This is a genomic window from Labrys okinawensis (assembly GCF_047345005.1).
GTDB lineage: Bacteria > Pseudomonadota > Alphaproteobacteria > Rhizobiales > Labraceae > Labrys > Labrys okinawensis.
In genome coordinates this window covers 3,479,365-3,500,513 of sequence record NZ_CP178864.1, presented here as the reverse complement: position 1 = coordinate 3,500,513, position 21,149 = coordinate 3,479,365, and the positions used below count along the sequence as shown (strand labels likewise).

General features: G+C 60.4%; 22 protein-coding genes. 7 read left to right on the top strand and 15 right to left on the bottom strand.

Annotation, left to right across the window (positions count from 1 at the left end; all coding sequences use genetic code 11):
* Positions 1–8: 8 nt before the first annotated feature.
* From ACMDCR_RS16375 to ACMDCR_RS16355, 5 genes are all read right to left on the bottom strand, one after another.
* Positions 9–1,388: a pyruvate dehydrogenase complex E1 component subunit beta gene (locus tag ACMDCR_RS16375; protein WP_413993519.1), complete on the bottom strand. Its 1,380-nt coding sequence runs from the start codon at positions 1,386–1,388 to the stop codon at positions 9–11.
* 66 nt (positions 1,389–1,454) lie between these two features.
* Positions 1,455–2,375 (bottom strand): pyruvate dehydrogenase (acetyl-transferring) E1 component subunit alpha, encoded by a 921-nt coding sequence (gene pdhA / locus ACMDCR_RS16370; protein ID WP_413993643.1) that lies wholly within the window; start codon positions 2,373–2,375, stop codon positions 1,455–1,457.
* Positions 2,376–2,779: 404 nt separating this feature from the next.
* The gene (locus ACMDCR_RS16365) at positions 2,780–3,094 is read right to left on the bottom strand and encodes an FtsB family cell division protein (RefSeq protein WP_413993518.1); all 315 of its coding nucleotides are present in this window, start codon (positions 3,092–3,094) and stop codon (positions 2,780–2,782) included.
* Positions 3,095–3,278: 184 nt separating this feature from the next.
* Positions 3,279–4,559 carry a phosphopyruvate hydratase gene (gene eno, locus ACMDCR_RS16360; RefSeq protein ID WP_413993517.1) on the bottom strand — a complete coding sequence of 427 codons (1,281 nt, stop codon included), beginning with the start codon at positions 4,557–4,559 and terminating at the stop codon, positions 3,279–3,281.
* A gap of 130 nt (positions 4,560–4,689) precedes the next feature.
* Positions 4,690–5,637, bottom strand: coding sequence for an IS110 family transposase (locus ACMDCR_RS16355; RefSeq protein WP_413987661.1), 948 nt, complete (start codon positions 5,635–5,637; stop codon positions 4,690–4,692).
* Positions 5,638–6,041: 404 nt separating this feature from the next.
* Between ACMDCR_RS16355 and queF the strand changes: the two genes are divergently transcribed.
* A complete protein-coding gene (gene queF / locus ACMDCR_RS16350) occupies positions 6,042–6,503 on the top strand; it encodes a preQ(1) synthase (RefSeq protein ID WP_284311651.1) in 462 nt (153 codons plus the stop codon).
* A 130-nt stretch (positions 6,504–6,633) separates the two neighbouring features.
* Here the strand turns inward: queF and kdsA are convergent, their stop codons facing one another.
* From kdsA to ACMDCR_RS16325, 5 genes are all read right to left on the bottom strand, one after another.
* Positions 6,634–7,467 carry a 3-deoxy-8-phosphooctulonate synthase gene (gene kdsA / locus ACMDCR_RS16345; RefSeq protein ID WP_413993516.1) on the bottom strand — a complete coding sequence of 278 codons (834 nt, stop codon included), beginning with the start codon at positions 7,465–7,467 and terminating at the stop codon, positions 6,634–6,636.
* 153 nt (positions 7,468–7,620) lie between these two features.
* The gene (locus ACMDCR_RS16340) at positions 7,621–8,499 is read right to left on the bottom strand and encodes a VOC family protein (protein ID WP_413993515.1); all 879 of its coding nucleotides are present in this window, start codon (positions 8,497–8,499) and stop codon (positions 7,621–7,623) included.
* Between the two features lie 96 nt (positions 8,500–8,595).
* Positions 8,596–10,224 (bottom strand): CTP synthase, encoded by a 1,629-nt coding sequence (locus tag ACMDCR_RS16335; RefSeq protein ID WP_413993514.1) that lies wholly within the window; start codon positions 10,222–10,224, stop codon positions 8,596–8,598.
* 111 nt (positions 10,225–10,335) lie between these two features.
* Positions 10,336–10,740 (bottom strand): preprotein translocase subunit SecG, encoded by a 405-nt coding sequence (secG, locus tag ACMDCR_RS16330; RefSeq protein WP_413993513.1) that lies wholly within the window; start codon positions 10,738–10,740, stop codon positions 10,336–10,338.
* Positions 10,741–10,842: 102 nt separating this feature from the next.
* On the bottom strand, positions 10,843–12,552 hold the full coding sequence (locus ACMDCR_RS16325; RefSeq protein ID WP_413993512.1) for a lysine--tRNA ligase: 1,710 nt from the start codon (positions 12,550–12,552) through the stop codon (positions 10,843–10,845).
* Between ACMDCR_RS16325 and ACMDCR_RS16320 the strand changes: the two genes are divergently transcribed.
* Together ACMDCR_RS16320 and ACMDCR_RS16315 are read left to right on the top strand one after the other, a co-directional pair.
* Complete coding sequence (locus tag ACMDCR_RS16320; RefSeq protein ID WP_413993511.1) at positions 12,551–12,715, top strand: hypothetical protein; 165 nt, start codon at positions 12,551–12,553, stop codon at positions 12,713–12,715. The genes ACMDCR_RS16325 and ACMDCR_RS16320 overlap by 2 nt on opposite strands.
* Positions 12,712–13,344: a MarC family protein gene (locus tag ACMDCR_RS16315; RefSeq protein ID WP_413993510.1), complete on the top strand. Its 633-nt coding sequence runs from the start codon at positions 12,712–12,714 to the stop codon at positions 13,342–13,344. Before ACMDCR_RS16320 ends, ACMDCR_RS16315 begins: the two co-directional genes overlap by 4 nt.
* 120 nt (positions 13,345–13,464) lie before the next feature.
* On the opposite strand, the gene ssb is transcribed toward ACMDCR_RS16315, so the two are convergent.
* Entirely contained in the window at positions 13,465–13,959 is a 495-nt protein-coding gene (gene ssb / locus ACMDCR_RS16310) for a single-stranded DNA-binding protein (RefSeq protein ID WP_413993509.1), read from the bottom strand.
* Positions 13,960–14,413: 454 nt separating this feature from the next.
* On the opposite strand from ssb, the gene ACMDCR_RS16305 reads away from it, so the two are divergent.
* A complete protein-coding gene (locus ACMDCR_RS16305; protein WP_413993508.1) occupies positions 14,414–14,857 on the top strand; it encodes a hypothetical protein in 444 nt (147 codons plus the stop codon).
* A gap of 135 nt (positions 14,858–14,992) precedes the next feature.
* Here ACMDCR_RS16305 and ACMDCR_RS16300 read toward each other — a convergent pair whose 3' ends face one another.
* Entirely contained in the window at positions 14,993–16,519 is a 1,527-nt protein-coding gene (locus tag ACMDCR_RS16300; protein WP_413993507.1) for a hypothetical protein, read from the bottom strand.
* Between the two features lie 463 nt (positions 16,520–16,982).
* Between ACMDCR_RS16300 and ACMDCR_RS16295 the strand changes: the two genes are divergently transcribed.
* Positions 16,983–17,111: a hypothetical protein gene (locus ACMDCR_RS16295; RefSeq protein WP_413993506.1), complete on the top strand. Its 129-nt coding sequence runs from the start codon at positions 16,983–16,985 to the stop codon at positions 17,109–17,111.
* Positions 17,112–17,198: 87 nt separating this feature from the next.
* On the opposite strand, the gene ACMDCR_RS16290 is transcribed toward ACMDCR_RS16295, so the two are convergent.
* Positions 17,199–17,708: a low affinity iron permease family protein gene (locus ACMDCR_RS16290; RefSeq protein ID WP_413993505.1), complete on the bottom strand. Its 510-nt coding sequence runs from the start codon at positions 17,706–17,708 to the stop codon at positions 17,199–17,201.
* 250 nt (positions 17,709–17,958) lie between these two features.
* Here ACMDCR_RS16290 and ACMDCR_RS16285 point away from each other — a divergent pair, with 250 nt between their 5' ends.
* Positions 17,959–18,165 carry a ribbon-helix-helix domain-containing protein gene (locus tag ACMDCR_RS16285; RefSeq protein ID WP_413993504.1) on the top strand — a complete coding sequence of 69 codons (207 nt, stop codon included), beginning with the start codon at positions 17,959–17,961 and terminating at the stop codon, positions 18,163–18,165.
* Positions 18,166–18,288: 123 nt separating this feature from the next.
* Here the strand turns inward: ACMDCR_RS16285 and ACMDCR_RS16280 are convergent, their stop codons facing one another.
* Complete coding sequence (locus ACMDCR_RS16280; protein WP_413993503.1) at positions 18,289–18,789, bottom strand: hypothetical protein; 501 nt, start codon at positions 18,787–18,789, stop codon at positions 18,289–18,291.
* Positions 18,790–19,503: 714 nt separating this feature from the next.
* Positions 19,504–19,734 carry a hypothetical protein gene (locus tag ACMDCR_RS16275; RefSeq protein WP_413993502.1) on the bottom strand — a complete coding sequence of 77 codons (231 nt, stop codon included), beginning with the start codon at positions 19,732–19,734 and terminating at the stop codon, positions 19,504–19,506.
* Positions 19,735–20,072: 338 nt separating this feature from the next.
* On the opposite strand from ACMDCR_RS16275, the gene ACMDCR_RS16270 reads away from it, so the two are divergent.
* On the top strand, positions 20,073–20,420 hold the full coding sequence (locus ACMDCR_RS16270) for a hypothetical protein (RefSeq protein ID WP_413993501.1): 348 nt from the start codon (positions 20,073–20,075) through the stop codon (positions 20,418–20,420).
* Positions 20,421–21,149: the final 729 nt, after the last annotated feature.

Here is a 21,149-nt window from a genome sequence, read left to right as displayed (position 1 = left end):
GGTGCTCCTCAGCGATAGAGGACGGCCTTGGCCGCCCCGACGACATCAGCCACGTTCGGCAGGGCCAGCTTTTCGAGGTTGGCCGCGTAAGGCATCGGCACATCCTTGCCCGACACGCGGGCGACCGGCGCATCGAGATAGTCGAAGGCCTGTTCGTTGACACGAGCGGCGATCTCGGAGCCGACACCAGACTGCTGCCAGCCTTCCTCCACCACCACGCAGCGCGCCGTCTTCTGTACCGAAGCAATCACGGTGGCGGTGTCGAGCGGGCGCAAGGAGCGCATATCGATGACCTCGGCGTCGATGCCCTCGCTCGCCAGGGCCTCGGCGGCCTTGAGCACATAGGTCATGCCGATCGACCAGGCGACCAGCGTAACGTCCTTGCCCGGCTTGACCACCTTGGCCTTGCCGATCGGCACGATGAAATCGTCGAGCTTGGGCACCGGCCCGCTATGGCCGTAGAGAATCTCGTTCTCGAGGAACACCACCGGATTGGGATCGCGAATGGCCGCCTTGAGCAGGCCCTTGTAGTCGGCCGCCGAATGCGGAGCGACAACCTTGAGGCCAGGCACATGCGAATACCAGGAACCGTAGTCCTGGCTATGCTGGGCAGCCACGCGGGCGGCGGCACCATTGGGGCCACGGAATACGATCGGGCAGCCCATCTGGCCGCCGGACATGTAGAGCGTCTTTGCTGCGGAGTTGATGATATGGTCGATCGCCTGCATGGCGAAGTTGAAGGTCATGAACTCGACCACCGGGCGCAGGCCCGTCATCGCCGCACCCACCGCGACGCCGGCGAAGCCGTGCTCGGTGATCGGGGTATCCACCACCCGGCGCGGACCGAACTCCTGCAGGAGGCCCTGGGTGATCTTGTAGGCGCCCTGGTACTCGGCGACTTCCTCGCCGATGACGAAAACGTTGCCGTCGAGGCGCATTTCCTCAGCCATGGCATCGCGCAGGGCTTCGCGAACCGTCTGGGTGACGAATTCGGTGCCAGCCGGAATCTCGCCTGAAGCATCATGCGCCTCAACGGGCGCGGGGGCCGACTGTGTCACCGCCGGGGCGGCAGGGGCTGGCGCCGCCGTGGCAGGCGCTGGCGCGGCCGCATGAGCCGGAGCGGCGGCGGCAGGCGCGGGAGCCGATTCACCTTCGCCCTGGATGAAGGCGATCTTCGTGTTGACGGCGACGTTATCGGTTCCCTCGGGCACCAGGATCTGGCTGAGCACGCCCTCGTCAATGGCTTCGACTTCCATCGTCGCCTTGTCGGTTTCGATCTCGGCGATCACGTCACCGGACTTGATGGTGTCGCCTTCTTTTTTCAGCCATTTGGAAAGCTTGCCCTGCTCCATGGTCGGCGAGAGAGCGGGCATCAGGATATCAGGCATGGGTGCCTCGAATTCTGGAGAGTAACTTTTGCGAGCGAAAGGAACATGAAGGATACGTCCTGATCGTCATTTCAGGATGTCGGTCCACAGTTCCGCGGGATCGGGCTCGGCATCATTGGTGGCGAAATCGGCGGCCTCGTTGACGATATCGCGGATATCGGAATCGATTTTCTTCAGCTCATCTTCCGATACGCCGTGCTCGCCGAGCAGACGTGCGCGGCTCTGCTCGATCGGATCGTGCTCGGTACGCATCTTCTGTACCTCGTCCTTCGAGCGGTACTTCGCCGGGTCGGACATCGAATGGCCGCGATAGCGGTATGTCAGCATTTCCAGGATGTAAGGCCCCTTGCCGGAACGGGCATGCTCGATCGCCTTCTGGGCGGCGGCGTAGACGGCGCGCACATCCATGCCGTCGACCTGTTCGCCGGGAATGTTGAAGGAGACGCCACGGCGCGAGAAGTCGGTCTGCGCGGAGGCGCGGTTCACCGAAGTGCCCATGGCATATTTGTTGTTCTCGATGACATAGACCACCGGCAGCTTCCACAGGGCTGCCATGTTGAAGCTCTCATAGACCTGGCCTTGGTTGGCCGCGCCGTCGCCGAAATAGGTGAGGCTCACCTTGCCGTCGCTGCGATAGGCATTGGCGAAGGCGAGGCCCGTGCCGAGCGAGACCTGGGCGCCGACGATGCCGTGGCCGCCATAGAAGGCCTTCTCGACCGAGAACATGTGCATCGAGCCGCCCTTGCCGTGCGAATAGCCGCCACGGCGTCCCGTCAGCTCGGCCATCACGCCGCGCGCGGCCATGCCGGCTGCGATCATATGGCCATGGTCGCGATAACCGGTGATGACCTGGTCGCCCTCGCGGGTGGCCGCCTGCATACCGACGACCACCGCTTCCTGGCCGATATAGAGGTGGCAGAAACCACCGATCAGGCCCATGCCATACATCTGGCCCGCTTTTTCCTCGAAGCGGCGGATCAGCAGCATCTCCCGGTAGGCCTGCAATTCCTGCGCATGGGAGAATGACGATGTCACCTTGCTCGCTCCCCCTGTCTTGCCCGATCGGGCGGCAGGTTTGGAAGCTTTGCTAGCAGTAGCAACGGCCTTCGCGGCTGTAGCGGCCATGGACCCTCCGAATATTGATGGCTTAGCTTGGGGAACAGCTAGCGCATCCCTAGTCAAAAAGCGAGAGGCAGGCCCGAATGCTGCAGTGCAACATATTGAACGTACAGCGAAATTGGCAATCAACTAAATTTCGGTTTATTTCATAATGAACCGAAATCCGGTTATCACACGACACAAAATCGTTGCAGTGTTTCCGGCTAAAGAAGGCAACGGGAAACGAAAATCGATTTACTGCAGAGGGAGACGCAATAAGCGAAAAGCCAAGCCTACTTGCCCAGCAACACTACGACGTCATTGGGGTCGACGAGACCAAGGAGTTCGCGCGATTTTTCCTCGAGCATGTCCGGGTCGATCGTCCGTGCCTTGAGCAGGTTCACGCGGCGCTCCAGCGCCTGATGCTCGTCCTGCAATTGGGCGAGCTCGTTGGTCAAATCCTGCCTCTGCTTGTCAAATTGGTGCTGTGCCTGGATGCCGTGGTCGCCATTGAACGCCTGGTAGGAGAAATAGGCGATGGCAGCAGCGGTTCCCAGGAAGAGCGCCAGCTGGTTGAGGATTGCCCGGATACGTGTGCGAATGACCATGTCCGCACGCTAGCCTGCGATGGTTGATTTTGTGTTTATGGGTCATGCTGCATCGCAAAAACCGACCACTTTTTCCCTCTACTATGCTGCCGCGTCAGGCCCGCCATGCAAAATCGGAGCACAAAAATGCCGGGAGGCGAAGTGCATCCCGGCATTTGCATAGCTCAATAGACTATTCGAGCGATCAGGCGAGCGCCTTGAGGGCCGCGCGGCCGCCATACAGCGATTGAGTACCGAGGGCTTCCTCGATGCGCAGGAGCTGGTTGTACTTGGCCGTACGGTCGGAACGGGCAAGCGAGCCGGTCTTGATCTGCCCGCAATTGGTGGCGACGGCGAGATCCGCAATAGTCGAATCCTCGGTCTCACCCGAGCGGTGCGACATTACTGCGCGGTAGCCGGCCTTGTGAGCCATCTCGACGGCGGCAAGCGTCTCGGTAAGCGTGCCGATTTGGTTGACCTTGACGAGGATGGCATTCGCCATGCCCTTCTTGATGCCCATCGACAAACGCTCGGTGTTGGTGACGAAGAGGTCGTCGCCCACCAGCTGCACCTTGTTGCCGATCTTGTCGGTGAGGAGCTTCCATCCTTCGAAATCATCCTCGGACAGGCCGTCCTCGATGGAGACGATCGGGTAATCCTTGGCGAGGGAGGCCAGATAGTCGGCCTGTTCGGCAATCGAGCGCTTCACGCCCTCACCCGAATAGTCATAGACTCCGTCCTTGAAGAACTCGGTGGCGGCGCAGTCGAGAGCAAGCATCACGTCATCGCCGGGCCTGTAGCCGGCCTTCTCGATGGCGGTCATCACGAAGTCCAGCGCAGCCTTGGCCGAGGGCAGGTTCGGGGCAAAGCCACCTTCGTCGCCGACATTGGTGTTGTGGCCGGCACTCTTCAACGCGCCTTTCAGCGTGTGGAAGATTTCGGCCCCCATGCGCAGGCCTTCGGCGAAAGTCGGTGCGCCAACCGGCATCACCATGAATTCCTGGAAGTCTATCGGATTGTCGGCATGCACGCCGCCATTAACGATGTTCATCATCGGCACGGGCAGGGTGCGGGCAGAAGGGCCGCCGACATAGCGCCACAGGGGCAACCCAGCCGACTGAGCGGCGGCCTTGGCTACGGCGAGGGAGACGCCGAGGATGGCGTTGGCGCCCAGACGCGACTTATTCTTGGTGCCGTCGAGATCGATCATGGTCTGGTCGATCTGGATCTGGTCTTCAGCGTCGAGACCGCCGAGCGCCTCGTAGATCTCGCCGTTGACGGCTTCCACCGCCTTCTCGACGCCTTTGCCGCCATAGCGCTTGCCGCCATCGCGCAATTCGACCGCCTCATGCGCACCCGTCGAGGCACCCGAGGGAACCGCAGCCCGGCCCGTGGAGCCGTCTTCCAGCAAGACATCAACCTCAACCGTGGGATTGCCGCGGCTGTCGAGAATTTCGCGCGCGATGATGTCGCTGATTGCGGTCATGAGGCTGCTCCTGTTTCGGGCCCAATGGTATCCGTCGCGCTCATAGCGGATGCAGCGCCCGGGCGGAAGACCAAAAGAACGTCATCGAAACGCCATGGAACGCAATGTCCCTGGGAGTATCCGTGTTCGGTCAAGCAGCTTTAGGCGTCCAAATCCGATTATCTCGCAAGAGGGCGTTAGCGAGGATGATGAGCTTGCGCATGATGGCGACGATGGCGATTTTTTTGGGTTTTCCGGCGGCGACCATGGCCTGGTATTTAGCGGCGAGGTCGGGGTTCCATCGGATAGCGGCGACCATGGGCATATAGAGGGCTCGTCGCAGAAGGGCTCTTCCCCCGCGAATGAAGCGCTTGCCATTTTTGCTGCCGCTGTCGCGTGGGACAGGGGCGAGGCCGGCCAGGCTTGCGGCTTGAGGGGGAGACAGGGTGCCCAGTTCAGGCATGTGGATGAGCATGGCGTGAGCTGTGATGGGTGCCACGGCGGGGATGGAATCGAGGATTTCGGCTCTGCGCTTGAAGGCGGGATCCTTGTCGGCCCGCCTGGCGATCTCCTCGTCGATGGCGTTTATCTGCGCTTGGGTCAGAGCCAGTGTCTTGGCGAGTTGGCGCTTGATCAGGGGGAGTTCGGCGGTTTGCTGGCGGGTCTGGGTTGCCACTTTGATCTTCATCAGGGCGTCCCGCGCCGCGGCCAATTGCTTCATCTCCTCAAGGGCCTGGCTGACGATGAGGGTCGGCTCGGGCTGGACGGCCTGGCCATAGCGGGCCAGGGTCATGGCATCGATGCGATCGGTCTTGGCCAGCCTGCCAATACCTTCGGCAAAGCGTCGGGCCTGGCGCGGGTTGAGCTTGACGGCCGGCAGGCCGGCCTGGTTGAGCGCGCGTTCGAAGGCGCGATGATAGGCCCCCGTTGCTTCGAACACCACACGCTCGACAGTCCAGGAAGAAAGCCAGGCAAGCAGGGCGCGATGGCCCGCCTGGGTGTTGGCAAAGCGCTTGATGAGGCCTGCCGGGTGGACAGCCACATCCAAATGATCCTTGCCGATGTCGGTGCCGACATTGTGTGCTAGGCTGCTCGTCATCTTTTCCAAGTCCTCTGCTTGTCTCCGGAGCAATGCCGGTATCCGTTCAGGCCTCATGGAAAAGAGAGGGGTGGTCAGACTCCTAAGTCAGTCCTTCGATTATCGCAGGCACGACCCGTCCCCTCCCGCCTCCAGCTCGGCGGCCACCGAGCTGGAGGCATCCAAAAGCTAGGCTTGCACGATGGGATTGAAATAGACAATCGCAGGCATCCTTGCCTGCCCTTCCTCTTTTCCGTGCACGGTGTTCAAGAAGCAGGCGGGAAGCCTGCGATCCCAGGGGGAATCACGCCCGTGCCAGCCCAAGGGTATTGACCCCCGTTCTATTCACCACCCGGTGCAACTTGCATCCCGCAGCGAAATAGCCGATTGCCTTCCGCCAATCAGATCTGCCCGGAATTGAGGAAATGACATCCTTCGACGCATCGACGCTGCAGCTCGGCAGCGACAGCAAGATACCCGCTTCGCCGGAAGAGGCGCGGCTCGACCGTGTGCCCAACCCGCAGGCGGACACGCTCTATCTCACCCGCTTCACCTGCCCCGAATTCACTTCGCTCTGCCCAGTGACCGGCCAGCCCGATTTTGCCCATCTCGTCATCGACTATGCGCCGAAGGACTGGCTGGTGGAATCCAAGTCGCTGAAGCTCTACCTGACCAGCTTCCGCAACCACGGCGCCTTCCATGAGGACTGCACGGTGGCTGTCGGACGCAAGCTGGTGGAACTCCTGGAGCCGCATTGGCTGCGCATCGGCGGCTATTGGTATCCGCGCGGCGGCATCCCAATCGACGTGTTCTGGCAGACAGGCAAGCCGCCCGAAAGCCTATGGCTGCCCGACCAAGGCGTGCCCACCTATCGAGGGCGGGGATGAACGGGGAGCGCGGACATCTTGTCCGTTTCTTGAGCTGTCACCCTAAAAGAAGAGGGCGCCGACCTTCGACTCCGCCTATCTACGCTTGCTTATCGCTTCCAAGAGGCGGACAAGATGTCCGCGCTCCCAGTCAGCTCTTGGCGATATCGTCGAACTGCTTCAGGCGCTTGAGCAGGGCCTCGAGCTGGTTGAGCGGCACCATGTTCGGGCCGTCGGAGGGTGCTTTGTCAGGATCCTGATGGGTCTCGATGAAGACGGCGGCGACGCCGACGGCTACGGCCGCCCGCGCCAGCACCGGCACGAATTCGCGCTGGCCTCCAGAGGACGTCCCCTGCCCGCCCGGCTGCTGCACCGAATGGGTGGCGTCGAATACCACGGGCGCGCCCGTCTGCTGCGCCATGATCGGCAACCCGCGGAAATCCGTCACCAGCGTGTTGTAGCCGAAGGAGGCCCCGCGCTCGGTGACCAGAACATTGGGATTGCCGGCCTCGGTGATCTTGGCCACGACATTCTTCATGTCCCACGGCGCCAGGAACTGACCCTTCTTGACATTGACGACCCGGCCGGTATGTGCCGCCGCGATCAGCAGGTCGGTCTGCCGTGACAGGAAGGCCGGGATCTGCAGCACGTCGACGACCTCTGCAACCTTGGCGCATTGGTCGATTTCGTGAATGTCCGTCAGAACAGGCAGACCGAATTTCTCCCGCACTTCCGCGAAGACCGGCAGGGAATTTTCAAGTCCAACGCCACGAGCGCCCTTTGCAGAAGTTCGGTTCGCCTTGTCGAAGGAGGTCTTATAGATCAGGCCGATGCCAAGCCTGTCGGTGATCTCCTTGATCCCAGCCGCCATTTCCATGGCATGGTCGCGACTCTCCATTTGGCAGGGGCCAGCGATAAGCGTGAACGGCAGATCATTGCCGATACGGAGATTGCCGACAGAGACGACGGGGTTGGCTGCAGTCATGAGCGATCCGGAATTTAGAGATGGTCGAAGGTGCTGGACTGCAGATAGAGCGCATGGGGGCCAAACACAACCCGGGCTTTCCGGAGCTGACAGGGGTGATAAGGGCACGCCGAGCGCGGAGTGGTGGTCTCCGACCGTTACTCCAATAATCCTTCATGCTGCCTTCGGTTCTTCGAAGACCAAGGCCGTGCCGAAATTATCAGCTCCTGCAATGGCCAGGTGCTTGCGATGACGGATAAAAGGAATGCCTTTCTCTTCCAGGTGTGCCACCAGAGGTTCCAGCGGCGCCGTTACCTTGAAGGCGGCGAGGCGCGGCCCGTGGTCCAGCGACAGAGCGGGCTCCAGTCCAAGCACGTCACGGTAGCAATCCGGCGACATGGCTTCCACGGAGCCCCTTGGCGTAACGATCGCCATGTTTCGGGGCCCCGCGCAGAGAGCACGCGAACCCGTGAAGGCCTCGAAGAAAGGCACGGTGGCGGCCGGCGCTTCGGCAAGCATGACGATGCCGCCAAGCCTGCTGGCGCCATTGGGATGGGCTTGGAAGGTCGGGCTCCAGAAATTCTGCGGCTCGTGATGCTGGCAGGAAAAAACGCCGATGTCGGGCATGGCCGGATCGGCGGCAAAGGTGAGCGTGAAGGCGACGCGCACCTTCGTGCCATCCGGCTTCACCGCGAAACGCTCGAAGAAGAAGGGCTCGAACCCACCAATGCCGGCCGCATCGAAGGCCTGCCTGTCGGCCGACGCATCCTGCGATTCCACCACCAGCATGGCAAAGCCATCGCCAAACGTTTCGAGGTAGCGGGCAATAGTCCAGGCGAAACTGTACTGGCCAGCCTCGGGCGCGCTGATCTCAGCCCCCTCGCCCACCGTGATCAGTTCCAGGAAACTGCCGGGAAACTGCACGATGCGGTTTTCCGTGCCCCAAGAATGGCGGTTGCGCGCGCCGACGACGAAACCCATTGCCTGGTAATGGGTAGCTGCCGCATCCAGATCGCGCGTGGCGAGGACGAGATGATCGAGACCGCGAGACATCGGGACCTCCCGGGCGCGCGGACGTCTCGTCCGCATCTTGGAAACGCTTCGCTTGCCGGGAAGGGAGAGGCGGACGAGACGTCCGCGCACCCGGGATTAAAACAGCCTACTCTGCTCGACAGCCGCCGCGATGAAGCTCGAGAACAGCGGATGTGGCTCGAAGGGACGCGACTTCAGCTCTGGATGATACTGCACACCGATGAACCAGGGATGATCCTGATATTCGATCGTCTCGGGCAACAGGCCATCAGGCGAGGTGCCGCAGAACACCATGCCCTTGTCCTCCAGCCGTTCGCGATAGCTCATGTTCACTTCATAGCGATGGCGATGGCGCTCGGAGATCGAGGTCGTGTCATAGATCTGCGAGATCTTCGATCCCCGCTTCAACGTGGCCTGGTAGGCACCGAGGCGCATGGTACCGCCGAGATCGCCGCCCTGGGCGCGCTGTTCGAGTTCGTTGCCCTTCATCCACTCGGTCATCAGGCCGACGACGGGCTCCTTGGCCGGGCCAAATTCGCTGGAATTGGCGTCCTTGATGCCGGCGAGCGAGCGGGCGCCTTCGATCACCGCCATCTGCATGCCGAAGCATATGCCAAAATAGGGCACCTTGCGCTCGCGGGCGAAGGTCACCGCCTTGATCTTGCCCTCTGCGCCGCGCTGGCCGAAGCCGCCCGGCACGAGGATGCCATGCACATGCTCCAGATGCGGCGTCGGATCGTCCTGCTCGAAGATCTCGCTCTCGATCCAGTCGAGCTTGACTTTGACGCCATTGGCGATGCCGCCGTGCGTCAGCGCCTCCGTGAGCGACTTGTAGGCATCCTTGAGGCCGGTATATTTGCCGACGATGGCAATGGTGACCTCGCCTTCGGGATTGTGGATGGTCTGCGAGATCTTCTTCCAGCGCGACAGATCGGGCTCCGGCGCATCGATAATGCCGAAGGCCGCGAGGACTTCCGCGTCGAAGCCCTGCTCGTGATAGGCAATAGGCACATCGTAAATCGAGCCGACATCGCGCGCTTCGATCACCGCCGTCTCGCGCACATTGCAGAACAAGGCGAGCTTGCGCCGCTCCTCCTTGGGAATGGCGCGGTCGGAGCGGCAGAGCAGGATGTCGGGTTGGATACCGATGGAACGCAGTTCTGCCACCGAATGTTGCGTCGGTTTCGTCTTGAGCTCGCCTGCCGAGGGGATAAAGGGCAACAGGGTCAAATGTGTATAGATGCACGCGCCACGCGGCAGGTCGTTCTTGATCTGGCGGATCGCCTCGAAGAACGGCAGGCCTTCGATGTCGCCCACCGTGCCGCCGATCTCGACCAGCACGAAATCGATGCCGTCATTGCCCTTCAGGACGAAGTCCTTGATGGCATTGGTGACATGAGGGATGACCTGGATCGTCGCGCCGAGATAGTCGCCCCGCCGCTCCTTGGTGATGATGTCGAGATAGATCCGGCCGGTGGTGATATTGTCGTCCCTCGATGCCGGACGGCCCGTGAAACGCTCGTAATGGCCGAGATCGAGATCGGTCTCCGCACCGTCGTCGGTGACGAAGACCTCGCCATGCTCATACGGGCTCATCGTGCCAGGATCGACATTGAGATAAGGATCGAGCTTGCGCAAACGAACCTTGTAGCCGCGCGCCTGCAGGAGCGCGCCGAGGGCGGCTGAAGCCAAACCTTTGCCAAGCGAGGAGACCACGCCGCCGGTGATGAAAATGTACCGCGTCATGGACCCCCACTTAGACAAAAACAAAACGATTCGACGAGCGGGCAATCGCTGCCCGCGGGATTATTTTGCTATCAACTCGAAACGCGGCGCGGATGCGCCCGGTCTGAGGCTTTACGGGTTGGACGGTGCCGGCTGGGAAGGCGAAGAACCGCCCTGGAGCTGGTCGAACACCGAGCCGCCGCCATTGGTGGCCGGCGGAGCCGCCGGCTGCTGCGGCGCGGCCGGAGCGCCCGGCTGGGACTGCGTTGCCGGAGCCGTCGGGCTGAAGCGATCGAGCAGCGAGCCCGTATTGCCCTGGTGGTTGGCGAGGATCGTCAGCAGGAGGCTGGTGACGAAGAAGGCAGTCGCCAGGCCGGCTGTGGCGCGGGTGAGCAGATTCGCCTGGCCGCGTCCGGTCATGAAGCCGCCCGTTCCACCGCCAATGCCGAGGCCGCCGCCCTCCGAGCGCTGCAACAGCACTACGATGACAAGGGCGATAACCACCAACAGGTGGATCGTGATGAGAACGGTTTGCATTGTCTGATCCGGATATAATTCGCGCGCGTTCCTACACGAAGCAGAAGCCGCTGGCTACCCCGCGCATATGGTTGGGGACTGGCAAATACGCCAGTCCCCCTCTTATGACGACTTCTTGCGGCTTTCAAGGAAAGCCTGATGCTCACGTACCAACTCGCCCGAAAGGGCCTTGGCGATGAGCTGCCGGGTCTCGGGGATGCCGTAGATGGCAGCAAAGGATCCGAACCGCGGGCCGCGCTGCTCGCCGAGAAGGATGCGATAGAGCGTATTGAACCACTCCAGCGAGACTCCCGGCCGTTCAGGCGTCGCACCCTTCGCCTTGAGGTCCTGATAGGGCGGCAGGGCCCGGCCGACGTCGTAGACCGTTTCCTGTATGGTTGCGGCATCGGCATCATCAGGCAAATTTCCGAGCGCTTCGGACAAGCGTCCCAAAGCGACCTTCTCATCGGCCGTCGGCTCGGCATAGGCCTTGGCAGGCTTCACGAAGTCCTGGAAATAGCGGATGGCATACCCGACCAGAGCGTCGAGCCGGGGATGGGTCGCCGGACTGACACCCGGAGCATATCGCTGCAGGAACGCCCAGAGCACATCCTTCGACTCGGCATTCGCCACAGCCACGAGATTGAGCAGGAGAGCGAAGGTCACCGAGGTGCCCTGGTTCGACTCTCCCACCGTCTCCGGTGCCGGCGGGTGGCCCGCATGAATATGCCAGACCGGGTTGCCGAGGCGGTTCTTCCAATCCTGCCGTTCATAGCCGCCCAGGAACTGCAGATACTCGTCCACGGCACGCGGAATGACGTCGAAGTAGAGCCGCTTCGCCTCCCGGGGCTTCTGATACATATAAAGAGCAAGGCTGTCGGGAGAGGCATAGGTCAGCCACTCGTCGATCGACAGTCCATTGCCCTTTGTCTTCGAGATCTTCTGCCCCTGTTCGTCCAGGAAGAGCTCGTAGTTGAAGCCATCCGGTGGCGTGCCACCGAGAGCGCGGACAATCTCTGAGGAGAGCTTCACGGAATCGATGAGATCCTTGCCGGCCATCTCGTAATCGACGTCGAGCGCATACCAGCGCATCGCCCAGTCCGGCTTCCATTGCAGCTTGCAGTGGCCGCCCGTCACGGGGGTCTCGAAACGCTCCCCCGTATCGGGATCACGCCAGACGATGGTTCCGGCCTCCGGCCGCGACTCTTCGACCGGCACCTGCATCACGACGCCCGTCTTCGGATGAACAGGCAGGAAGGGCGAATAGGTCGAGGCGCGCTCCTCACGCAGGCTCGGCAGCATCACCGCCATCACCTTGTCGATATTGCGCAGCATGTGCAGCAGCGCCGCGTCGAACATGCCCGAGGTGTAGCAGGTGGTCGAGGACAGAAACTCGTACGTGAAGCCGAAACTGTCGAGGAAGCGGCGCAGCATCGCATTGTTGTGATGCGCGAAGCTCTCATACTCCCCGAACGGATCTGGCACCTTGGTGAGGGGCTTGCCGAGATTGGCCTGCAGGAGCGCCTGGTTCGGCACATTGCCGGGCACCTTGCGCAGCCCGTCCATATCGTCGGAAAAGGCGACGAGGCGCGTCGGCACCTTGCCTTCGGTCAGCACCTCGAATGCATGACGCACCATAGAGGTGCGGGCGACCTCGCCGAAAGTGCCGATATGCGGCAGGCCTGAGGGACCATAGCCTGTCTCGAACAGGATCTCCTTTTTGTCCCCCGCCCGCTTCTGCAGACGAGTGACGAGCTTCCTCGCCTCCTCGAACGGCCAGGCAGCGGAGACATTGGCGGCCGCGACGAGCTCGGCCGGGAAGAGATTTGACATGTTCGATCCGATATTTTCTGCTGCCTGTGGCAAGGCCTTCGAGGCAATGCGTGAACCGATTGACTTTCGCCGGCCACAAGCGGAAGGCACAGCCATATTCAGGCTGGCCCGAAGCGTCAATGAGCGGCACTGGCAAAAGGGAATGGCAAAAGACGGTCCATGACGATTTTCGATTACTTCTCTGCCGCCATCGCCACCATGCTGGTTGTCGTCGACCCGCCGGGCCTAGGCCCGATCTTCCTGGGCGTGACGCGCGGCATGACCAAGGCGCAGCGCCATTCGGTGGGATTGCGCGCGAGTGTGATCGGCTTCGGCGTGCTCGCCTTCTTCGCGGTGGCGGGTGAGCCCTTCCTCAGGCTGCTCGGCATCACCACGCCGGCCTTCCGCATCGCCGGCGGGCTCCTGCTCTTCGCGATCGCCTTCGAAATGGTGTTCGATCGCTCGCAAGTCCGCAAGAGCGAGACGGCCGAAACCGCGATCACCAAGGATTTCATCTCGAACGTCGCCGCGTTCCCGCTCGCCATCCCGCTGATCGCCGGCCCCGGCGCCATCACCGGCGTGATGCTGCTGTCGGCGCAGGCCCATGGCGACCTGTTGAAGTTTGCCGTGCTCTTCCTGGTGCTCGGCTTCGTGACCCTGTGCTGCTTCATTTCCTTCAAGCTTGCCGACGTCATCAACAAGCTGCTCGGCGTCACCGGCAATGTCGTGCTCACCCGCCTGCTCGGCATCGTGCTGGCGGCGCTGGCGGTGCAGTTCATGGTGGACGGGGTGCGGGCAGTCGTGGTGGGATAGGTCTGATCATATCTATGTCAACCCCGGGGCCGCCTCCCCCTCCCTCGCAGAGCGAACAGCAAAAGGGGCGACCAAGAGGCCGCCCCTTTGTTCTACCCGGTCGATGTGCGGAAACGGACGTCAGAACGGAATATCGTCATCCATGTCGGCGGAGGTGTATTTGCTCGCGCTGGCCGGCGCCGGGCGACGCTCCATTGGGCTCGATGAGCCGAAATCATTGCCCTGGTAGCCGCCGGAACTGCCGCTGCCACCTTCACCGCCGCCTCGTCCATCCAGAAGCGTCATCTCGCCGCGATAGCGCTGCAGCACGATCTCGGTGGAATATTTCTCGGCGCCCGAAGCGTCGTTGTATTTGCGGGTCTGCAACTGGCCCTCGATATAGACCTTCGAGCCCTTCTTCAGATATTGCTCGGCAATACGGGCAAGGCCTTCGTTGAAGATCACCACATTATGCCACTCGGTGCGCTCCTTGCGCTCGCCCGTGGCCTTGTCGCGCCAAGTCTCCGCCGTGGCGATGCGCAGATTGACCACCGGCTCACCGGAATTGAGCCGCCGGATTTCCGGGTCGCGCCCGAGATTGCCAACCAGAATAACCTTGTTCACCGAGCCTGACATCGAGGCTTCCTTCCTTCGCTCAACAGCATGCAACGCATTTCCGCGCGCAGGCCAACCGGTCCCCCACAGGGACGCATCCTTCGCTCTGCTCTATCACGACCCGGCAGAGGAAACGCTGGCATGTTCGCCTCCTCCCTCGGCTATCCCCAGAGAAATGGCGGGGAGAAAGCGTCAAGAGCCCTGGCATTTGTTCCACATTTGTTCGCACAAAGCAAGCGCCGGCCTTAACATCTGCCTAACCATCCACAAGGGACGCCCTTAGATCGTGGAGAACGCACGAATCATGTGGGAAGGTGCTATTTTGGGGCAATAAGGCCTTGCCTTTGGGGGTTGAGCCGCCCAACAAGGCGGGCTCCACCGCGAAGGAATATGGCTCTCCATCGCGCTTTCGCCACATTGGACGTGCAGGGGAGCGCACCGCTCAAAACGAAGAGCTTTTTACGAGGGCAGCAATATGGCAGGACTTGGACAACAGCGCGAAGCGACCGATGGCGCCAACACGGTGGCGGCTTTGGGTTTGCGGCGCGCAGCTTTGCGCGGCATGCTCGCTTCCCCGATCATCGATGCCGATGACCAGAAGAGCCTTCGCGACGAACTGATCAGCGAACTGCGTTCGATCGCCAATTCGATCTCCCGCGCGCCGGCCAAGAATGCCGTGGAGCTCTGCGCCAAGCTTGACGTGCTTGGTGAGGAATATCGCCCCGATGGCGACAGTGGCTCGATCCGTGAGCTGATCGCCTCGATCCGCCGGGACGTCGTCAGCCTCACCGCACGCCCGGCAGCGCAGGAGCGCGCTTCATTCCAGACGATCCGCCCCCTCCACAATGCGCGTGCGGCCGAGCAGCAGCCCGCCACGACTGAAGCGCCGACCGCCGAGACGAAAAACGACGCCGAATAACTCCGGCGCCACCGCCAATCGATTAAAAGCCCCGGCGGATCGCGGATCCGCCGGGGCTTTTTCGTTCATCAACGCTTGGGTCCGCACATAGGAAAGGCGGGATCGCTCCCGCCTCTCGCGCGACGCCAGCAATGTTTACTGGGCGTTGTTGTTATTGTTGTCGTCTCCGGCGCCATTGTCCCCGTTGCCGTTGTCGTCACCACCGGGGGCCGTGCCTGGATTGAGAACCTGGCCATTGACGCTGACCGCCTTGGTGTCGCCATCGAAGTCGATGGCCCAGACGGCCTTGCCGTCGGCGGTCTTGGCAAGCCCCTTGGCGAAGGCAACCAGCATCGGCATGTTCGGCACCTGGGCCTTGCCCAGCGCGTCCGAAAGCTTGTCGAGGTCGGCGGTCGAGATGGTTACGCTGCCCTTCTTGTCCGGGAACACGTTCATCGAACCTTCGGCGCTCAGCGCACCGGCCGGCGCCGAGAAGGTCGAGGGCGACAGCGTCACATGCGGCTGGCCGCCCATCACGATCTGAAGAGCCTGGGCCGACGCCTCGTCCGGGATCGGCGGATCCTTGGTAACGTCGAAGTTCTGGATGGCAAGGCGCGCCAAGGCATCGAGGTCGACGCCCTCGAACTTGAGGTCGATATTACCCTGAGCGGGAACGAGAGGCCCGGCCCAGGCAGGGATGACCGGCGTATCAGGCAGCTTCAGCCCGTCATATTTGATGCCAAGGCCGTAGGAGGCCTGCTTCACGGCACCGGTCAGGCCAACATTCTCCTCGATCGAATCGAGAGCGATGGGACCGATCGGGGTGTCGATATTGACCCCGTTCAGCGTAACCTTGCCGGACAGATTGTTCCACAAAGGCAGCGCCGCCGTCAGCTTCTGCTTGATGTCGCCCTGCTGGGCGGCGATGTCAGACTTGTCGCCGGCCTTGGCGGCAATGCCGATGATGTCGAGCACGGTGCCGACCTGGAAATTCTCGGCGGTGCTCTCGCTGGTCGCTGCCTTGGCCGTGACCTTGATGGTGAGCGGCTTGTCCTTGCCCACGATGGTTTCGACGAAATCGGACATCGTGCCGGCGGTGGAGATGGTCACGCTACCCGCATTGCCGGCCACGCCCGTTATCTTGGAGGTGATGGCACCGACGGAAACTGTGGCGTCGCTCTGTGGCGAGCTGACGGTCGCCGAAGCCGAGGGGCAGGCCGTCTCGTAGCTCGAGAAGACGGAGAGCTTGGGATCGAAGGTGCCGGAACTCTTGCAGGCAGCAGAGAACTTCACACTGGACTGATCTTCGCCCTCCGTCTTGGCGAAGCTGTAGTTGAACGGGGACTCGCTGGTCACGGCATAGGTGCCATCGGCATTGGGTGTCGCCAAATAGGTGACCGGATCCATGCTGATCGTGACGCCGCTCTTCTTCATATGGGCAAAGGTCGGCGTGAGATCGAGCTTCACGGCATAGGCCGAACCCTGAGGCGTGATACTCACGATGCCCTTGTCGAACAGGGCCGGGCCGAAGGTCTTGGTCAGGGAAGCCTGGAGCTGCTTGGCTCCATCCGCCGAGACGCTCTGGGCGAAGGCGGGAACGGCGAACAGCGTCGCTGCCAGCAACGTGCCTTTCAGAGCAGCCAGAGAGGCAAGATTGCGACGTTTCATGCGAAAAGCGTGCATGGATTTTCCTTCGGTGGGTGAGAGCCGTTTCGCGCGGCCGCATTGTTATCGCAAAACAATGGGGCGCGCACGCGCGACTTCATGAAAAACTGCAAAACGATCAGAACCAGCCGGGAGCCGGAACAACAACACTAGGCCTGGATAAAAGGGGGAAGGAGGTGCTCAAACGCACAAGACACACTGCAAACACTCCCTGCTGGCGATGCATGCCAATACATCCGACCTACCTTTACGTTTCTATACTTCGGCCGTGCGCATTGGCAGTTCCATCCGTGACAGAGGCGTTAATTGCCACCACGATGACGCTTTCTGGCAACAGGCTTGCGACGAAGCCGCCTCACAAGGGAGAATTGCTGCAACAAGCATTTACGCTTTGGCAGCATTATGCGATGGAAACACGTGCCCTCGATGGTGGTTCGGTGTTAGATCTGCATCCCTGCCGTCCGAAGAATTGGAAGCGACAATGACAATCCTCAAGATCCTCACCGCCGTCTTCATCCTGTCGGGCCTCGCTGCCTGCGCCAGCTACTACGGCCAGGCGGACCACACTCCTGCCTATGTCGTGCAGCCGGATAATCCGTTCCCGCGCTGAGCTGGGAAGGATTGGACGGATTTTTTAAAGTGGTCCGCCGAGACCGCTTTGCCACAGCGGCAGGCCGGTTTGCGGGTGGCAGCCAGACTATACGGGAGCCTTGTCGGCAACGACGGGGCTCTTTTTGCGTGAGCCGGCGATCTTGGCAGAAGGCCGGTGCGAAGCAGCCTTGGCGCGCCGATTGCCGCTTCCCCCTCCATTATCAGGGTTCTCCGCGAGGCTCTGGCTGGCCTTTATAACCTTCTCGGCGGCCGCTGCTGCACACTGATCCCTGAATCTCTGGACCTCTTCCTCGCTGAGATGCTCGATGCCGATGAAGCTGTCCTGTGCCGCGCTGGTGAGCAGCAGCTCGTCAAGCTTGGCCTGCAGGGCTGCCGTATCGCGGTTCTGGGTATTCTGAATCAGGAACACCATCAGGAAGGTTACGATGGTGGTGCTGGTATTGATGATGAGCTGCCAGGTGTCTGAGAAGCCGAAGAACGGCCCGGACGCCGCCCAGATGATGACGACCGCACAGCAGGCCATGAACGTTGCCGGATGTCCCGCTGCCTTCGAGACCCTGTCTGCGGCCTTCCCGAATATCTCGACCAGTTTCATGGTGAACGACCTTCGCTGTGGTTGATGCCCATGCATCAGCCTCTCTCCCCGGACCTGCCCGCACAACGCGCATGCCCCCTGCCCGGTTCAGGTTGAAATTTCGTTCCTCCCAAATTGGCATCTTCCTTGCTTCGAATTTTCCCAGCCAACAGCGGGGCCCGGGACAGACGTTGTCATCCGTTCGTTGCCGACATGCGCCAAAGGGGCCCACAACTCCCGCGTGTCGGGACAAATCGTGGAGACATTCGATATGCCGAGCAGGCTCCAGAATCATCGAGTTTGGCTCAATGGGCGCGAGACTGACCTCAAGCTGGAGGCTGGCTTCTGGGCGGCGCTGGCACAGATCGCCAGGAAGCAGCGTCGCAGCGTGGAATGCCTGCTTTGCGAACTTGAAGAGGCCCGCCCAAGGCGCGGCCTGCGCTCCGCCGTCATCGAGTTCGTGCTGTCGAACGCGTGACAGGCGCTGGCATCCTTCCTGGCGGAGATGCAGTCTGTCAAACTAGCGTTCATGAGCCTTCATTGGGCCCGGATGACCCGCCCGGGCTGCGTGATCCCGGCGACAAGGCGGGAAGCGCGTTTTTTAGTCCTCCCAAAATACCGGCTTGACTTGAGGACCAAGCTGAAAGGCAAATTCAGGCATCAGATCAAGCCGCGGGTACTCTTTGGGATGGACTTGCTTTAAAATATTATTGAGCCATATGACCAAGTAGACATATCGTATTCCAAAAAGTCCGGTATATCTTGCTGAGCCGTGGATCGGAGTTACACGTCCATCCATCGGTCCCTGTGTAAGAGCTTGCAAGAGGTTTATCTGATCCAATAGAGGATCGTCCTTTAAACCACTGCAACGACCGTTGATGTTTACTTTTGCGAAAGCATCTCTGAAACTCACGCCTTTTGTATCGAAATTTTCGATCTGCGTCAGATGATCTATCCCAGGCCATTTCGATGCTTTGTACATGCACCACTGAACAAAGAGCACGTCGTCGAAGTTATTCTTTCCGTTGAGACCAACGGCTCCGTCAAGGTTCCAGTAGAATATTTTCCTGCCATCCGTCGTTTCAGCAAATTCTGGATGCATTGACCGCACTCCTGGAGGCCCGGACGAGGGGCGCCATGGAAAACTCGATGCTCCACTGAAGCCAACAAGTAAGTTCATTCCAGAGGGAAATCGACTCAACTTTTCTTGCGCGCCTTTGGGAATGACCGGTCCTGACAGGGTGGACGACGTGATAGCGCTAGCCGGCGGCAACCGATCGGAGGAGACCGGCGATTGACTTCTCGGCTGCCGAGGAATCCAGGGGTGATCACCGCAAACTACGGATTCTGCTAAAACAAGATGCGCTTGGCGTGAGCGAATATCTAAATTAACTTGCTGGTATCAAAAGCATTTTTCGATTCTTGGTGAACCGATCTGAATACGCCAGGCCACGCGACCGATATGCGTTGGCGGGCTCAGGTCCGGATCGAAACGATCCGGAGATGATGGGGGAGGCCCGGCTGGGCTGGGGGGCTTGAGGTGCCAGGCCTCCTTGCTTCAATGGCGATGAAGCAGTGCGACGGTAGGAGCCCTTTTGGCCTCGCTCAAGCGTGAACACGTATCGCGTTTATATACTCCAGTATATGTCCCAACGGTAGTTCTTCGAGCAGACCTGCATGCTCCAAGGTTTCGAACCTCTGGAGCTTTCCAATCAGATCCTTTTCCTCAACCTCGCCCGAGGCCCCTCGCCGTTGTCAGCAACGAAGATGATGTTCGCCAAAATCCTGGGCACAATTGAAATCGCGGTTCCGCGAGCTAATGGTTGAGGTCCAACGGTGCCATCGATGGCTCACGCCCATCCAATTCTTCGAGCCATAATCTCACGAGTTGAGCGCGCGCGTAGCCGACGGCAAAGTCCATGCTGTCGAAAGTGTGGACGCAGGAAGTGCCCCATTTCTCGGCGACGACGACAGTCCACCTCCCCGCCTGTTCCTGGACGGAGACAGCTTTTGAAGAACCGAAGCCTTCTGAGCTTTCGACTGACATGTGATCCGAGCACTCCTACCACCCTGAGTGTCGGTACTTTTATTTTCAGCATGCTTAACAAAACAGTTCTTCATAAGCATATCGCGGCGGATAGTTAATCATACCTCACCACCCTCAAAAAAGGTTGTCTGCGTTGCGATGGTAGTTAGGTCCGCATACGTCGATATTCCTAGTTTGGCGGTGGCATGCCCATCGACTACCTCGAAATAGTCACCCTTGTGGCACGATAGTCTGCCTCCATCGGTTTGAACCTCACGAAGCGCCCAATCAAGGTGTAAAGGCAAATGGCCGGATTAGAATCGGCAGCGACTCGCTACTTCCGGTCGCGAGGCCTTTTCATGCCCATGCCAAACGCATGGCCAAATAAATTGCTCATCTTTGTTGAAACCTTAGGAAGGTCTGTCAGTTACCGACTCTGCGAACAATTACTTCGCAGAAGCTCGATCGGCGCAACCATGCTAAAAGATCAGCCTCTCATAAACTGGCTGTCGTTTGTCGTAAGCGTTCATCGCAAGCTCAACGACGAGGACCTGACCATGCGTGACCTTCAACAGGCCACGGATATTTCCCCAACCGCGCTGCACCATCTTTTCGCGGGAGGCAAGTGCCCGGAAGAAGCCTTTTTGGCATTGTGTAAGTGGCTGGAAAGGGATCCGACGGACTTCTACGCGGTTGAGAAGGAGTGAATTTGCGCGCGGTCTGGGAGCGACTTCAAACCAGCTTTCAGACCGCAAGCCCATGTAGGCCTCCGTCGTACTGGGCTGGAAACCATGCAGCCAAACGCGCGAGATGTGGTGCTGGTATTACGCCTTCCTCAAGCCGGTACTGCTGGAGTTTGTTCAACAAGAGAGACTCAGTGGCAGCGCAACTCCACGCTTGGCAGTCTCAAATGACTATAGACTATGATGAGATGGCGCAGCTTATCGCTCCCGGCGGGGATGAGCGCGGTCCCGAGCGCTGGGGTAACATGCGGTGGGGAAAAACAATCGAAGAAATGCCATTGTGGCAGGCTGTACGTACTGTCATCGTTGATTGGGCAGGCTCGCACCGGCAACTGCAAGTACAGATTATAGCCGCTCGGGGGACTTCGCTAATAAATCTGACGGCCATCCAGGCCGTATTCGACAGGGATGACTTTCCTGTGCACGCCAAATAGGTTGCAGCCTGGCACTGTGACACGCCCAACGTTAGCGATACCTTGCAGCTGCGATGCCACCAACTGTCACTTATGTCGTACAGGTTCTCACCCGGATTTGGCCTCGCGCGCAGACCTCATCCCTCACTCGTGCGAGGCGGGATATTCTTGCCTCTGAGAAAGATTCAGGTTCGCCGCAACCGACGCATCGATAAGCTCCCGACTTTATGGCAACTGTGTTTGGCTCGTGGACCCCATCGAACATTGCGTCGCTCGACTG

Bases quoted from the DNA above. Each gene is read 5' to 3' on its own strand.
- ACMDCR_RS16375 (WP_413993519.1), bottom strand. From the start codon at position 1,388: ATGCCTGATATCCTGATGCCCGCTCTCTCGCCGACCATGGAGCAGGGC.
- pdhA (WP_413993643.1), bottom strand. From the start codon at position 2,375: ATGCTGCTGATCCGCCGCTTCGAGGAAAAAGCGGGCCAGATGTATGGC.
- ACMDCR_RS16365 (WP_413993518.1), bottom strand. From the start codon at position 3,094: ATGGTCATTCGCACACGTATCCGGGCAATCCTCAACCAGCTGGCGCTC.
- eno (WP_413993517.1), bottom strand. From the start codon at position 4,559: ATGACCGCAATCAGCGACATCATCGCGCGCGAAATTCTCGACAGCCGC.
- ACMDCR_RS16355 (WP_413987661.1), bottom strand. From the start codon at position 5,637: ATGACGAGCAGCCTAGCACACAATGTCGGCACCGACATCGGCAAGGAT.
- queF (WP_284311651.1), top strand. From the start codon at position 6,042: ATGACATCCTTCGACGCATCGACGCTGCAGCTCGGCAGCGACAGCAAG.
- kdsA (WP_413993516.1), bottom strand. From the start codon at position 7,467: ATGACTGCAGCCAACCCCGTCGTCTCTGTCGGCAATCTCCGTATCGGC.
- ACMDCR_RS16340 (WP_413993515.1), bottom strand. From the start codon at position 8,499: ATGTCTCGCGGTCTCGATCATCTCGTCCTCGCCACGCGCGATCTGGAT.
- ACMDCR_RS16335 (WP_413993514.1), bottom strand. From the start codon at position 10,224: ATGACGCGGTACATTTTCATCACCGGCGGCGTGGTCTCCTCGCTTGGC.
- secG (WP_413993513.1), bottom strand. From the start codon at position 10,740: ATGCAAACCGTTCTCATCACGATCCACCTGTTGGTGGTTATCGCCCTT.
- ACMDCR_RS16320 (WP_413993511.1), top strand. From the start codon at position 12,551: ATGTTCGATCCGATATTTTCTGCTGCCTGTGGCAAGGCCTTCGAGGCA.
- ACMDCR_RS16325 (WP_413993512.1), bottom strand. From the start codon at position 12,552: ATGTCAAATCTCTTCCCGGCCGAGCTCGTCGCGGCCGCCAATGTCTCC.
- ACMDCR_RS16315 (WP_413993510.1), top strand. From the start codon at position 12,712: ATGACGATTTTCGATTACTTCTCTGCCGCCATCGCCACCATGCTGGTT.
- ssb (WP_413993509.1), bottom strand. From the start codon at position 13,959: ATGTCAGGCTCGGTGAACAAGGTTATTCTGGTTGGCAATCTCGGGCGC.
- ACMDCR_RS16305 (WP_413993508.1), top strand. From the start codon at position 14,414: ATGGCAGGACTTGGACAACAGCGCGAAGCGACCGATGGCGCCAACACG.
- ACMDCR_RS16300 (WP_413993507.1), bottom strand. From the start codon at position 16,519: ATGCACGCTTTTCGCATGAAACGTCGCAATCTTGCCTCTCTGGCTGCT.
- ACMDCR_RS16295 (WP_413993506.1), top strand. From the start codon at position 16,983: ATGACAATCCTCAAGATCCTCACCGCCGTCTTCATCCTGTCGGGCCTC.
- ACMDCR_RS16290 (WP_413993505.1), bottom strand. From the start codon at position 17,708: ATGAAACTGGTCGAGATATTCGGGAAGGCCGCAGACAGGGTCTCGAAG.
- ACMDCR_RS16285 (WP_413993504.1), top strand. From the start codon at position 17,959: ATGCCGAGCAGGCTCCAGAATCATCGAGTTTGGCTCAATGGGCGCGAG.
- ACMDCR_RS16280 (WP_413993503.1), bottom strand. From the start codon at position 18,789: ATGCATCCAGAATTTGCTGAAACGACGGATGGCAGGAAAATATTCTAC.
- ACMDCR_RS16275 (WP_413993502.1), bottom strand. From the start codon at position 19,734: ATGTCAGTCGAAAGCTCAGAAGGCTTCGGTTCTTCAAAAGCTGTCTCC.
- ACMDCR_RS16270 (WP_413993501.1), top strand. From the start codon at position 20,073: ATGCCCATGCCAAACGCATGGCCAAATAAATTGCTCATCTTTGTTGAA.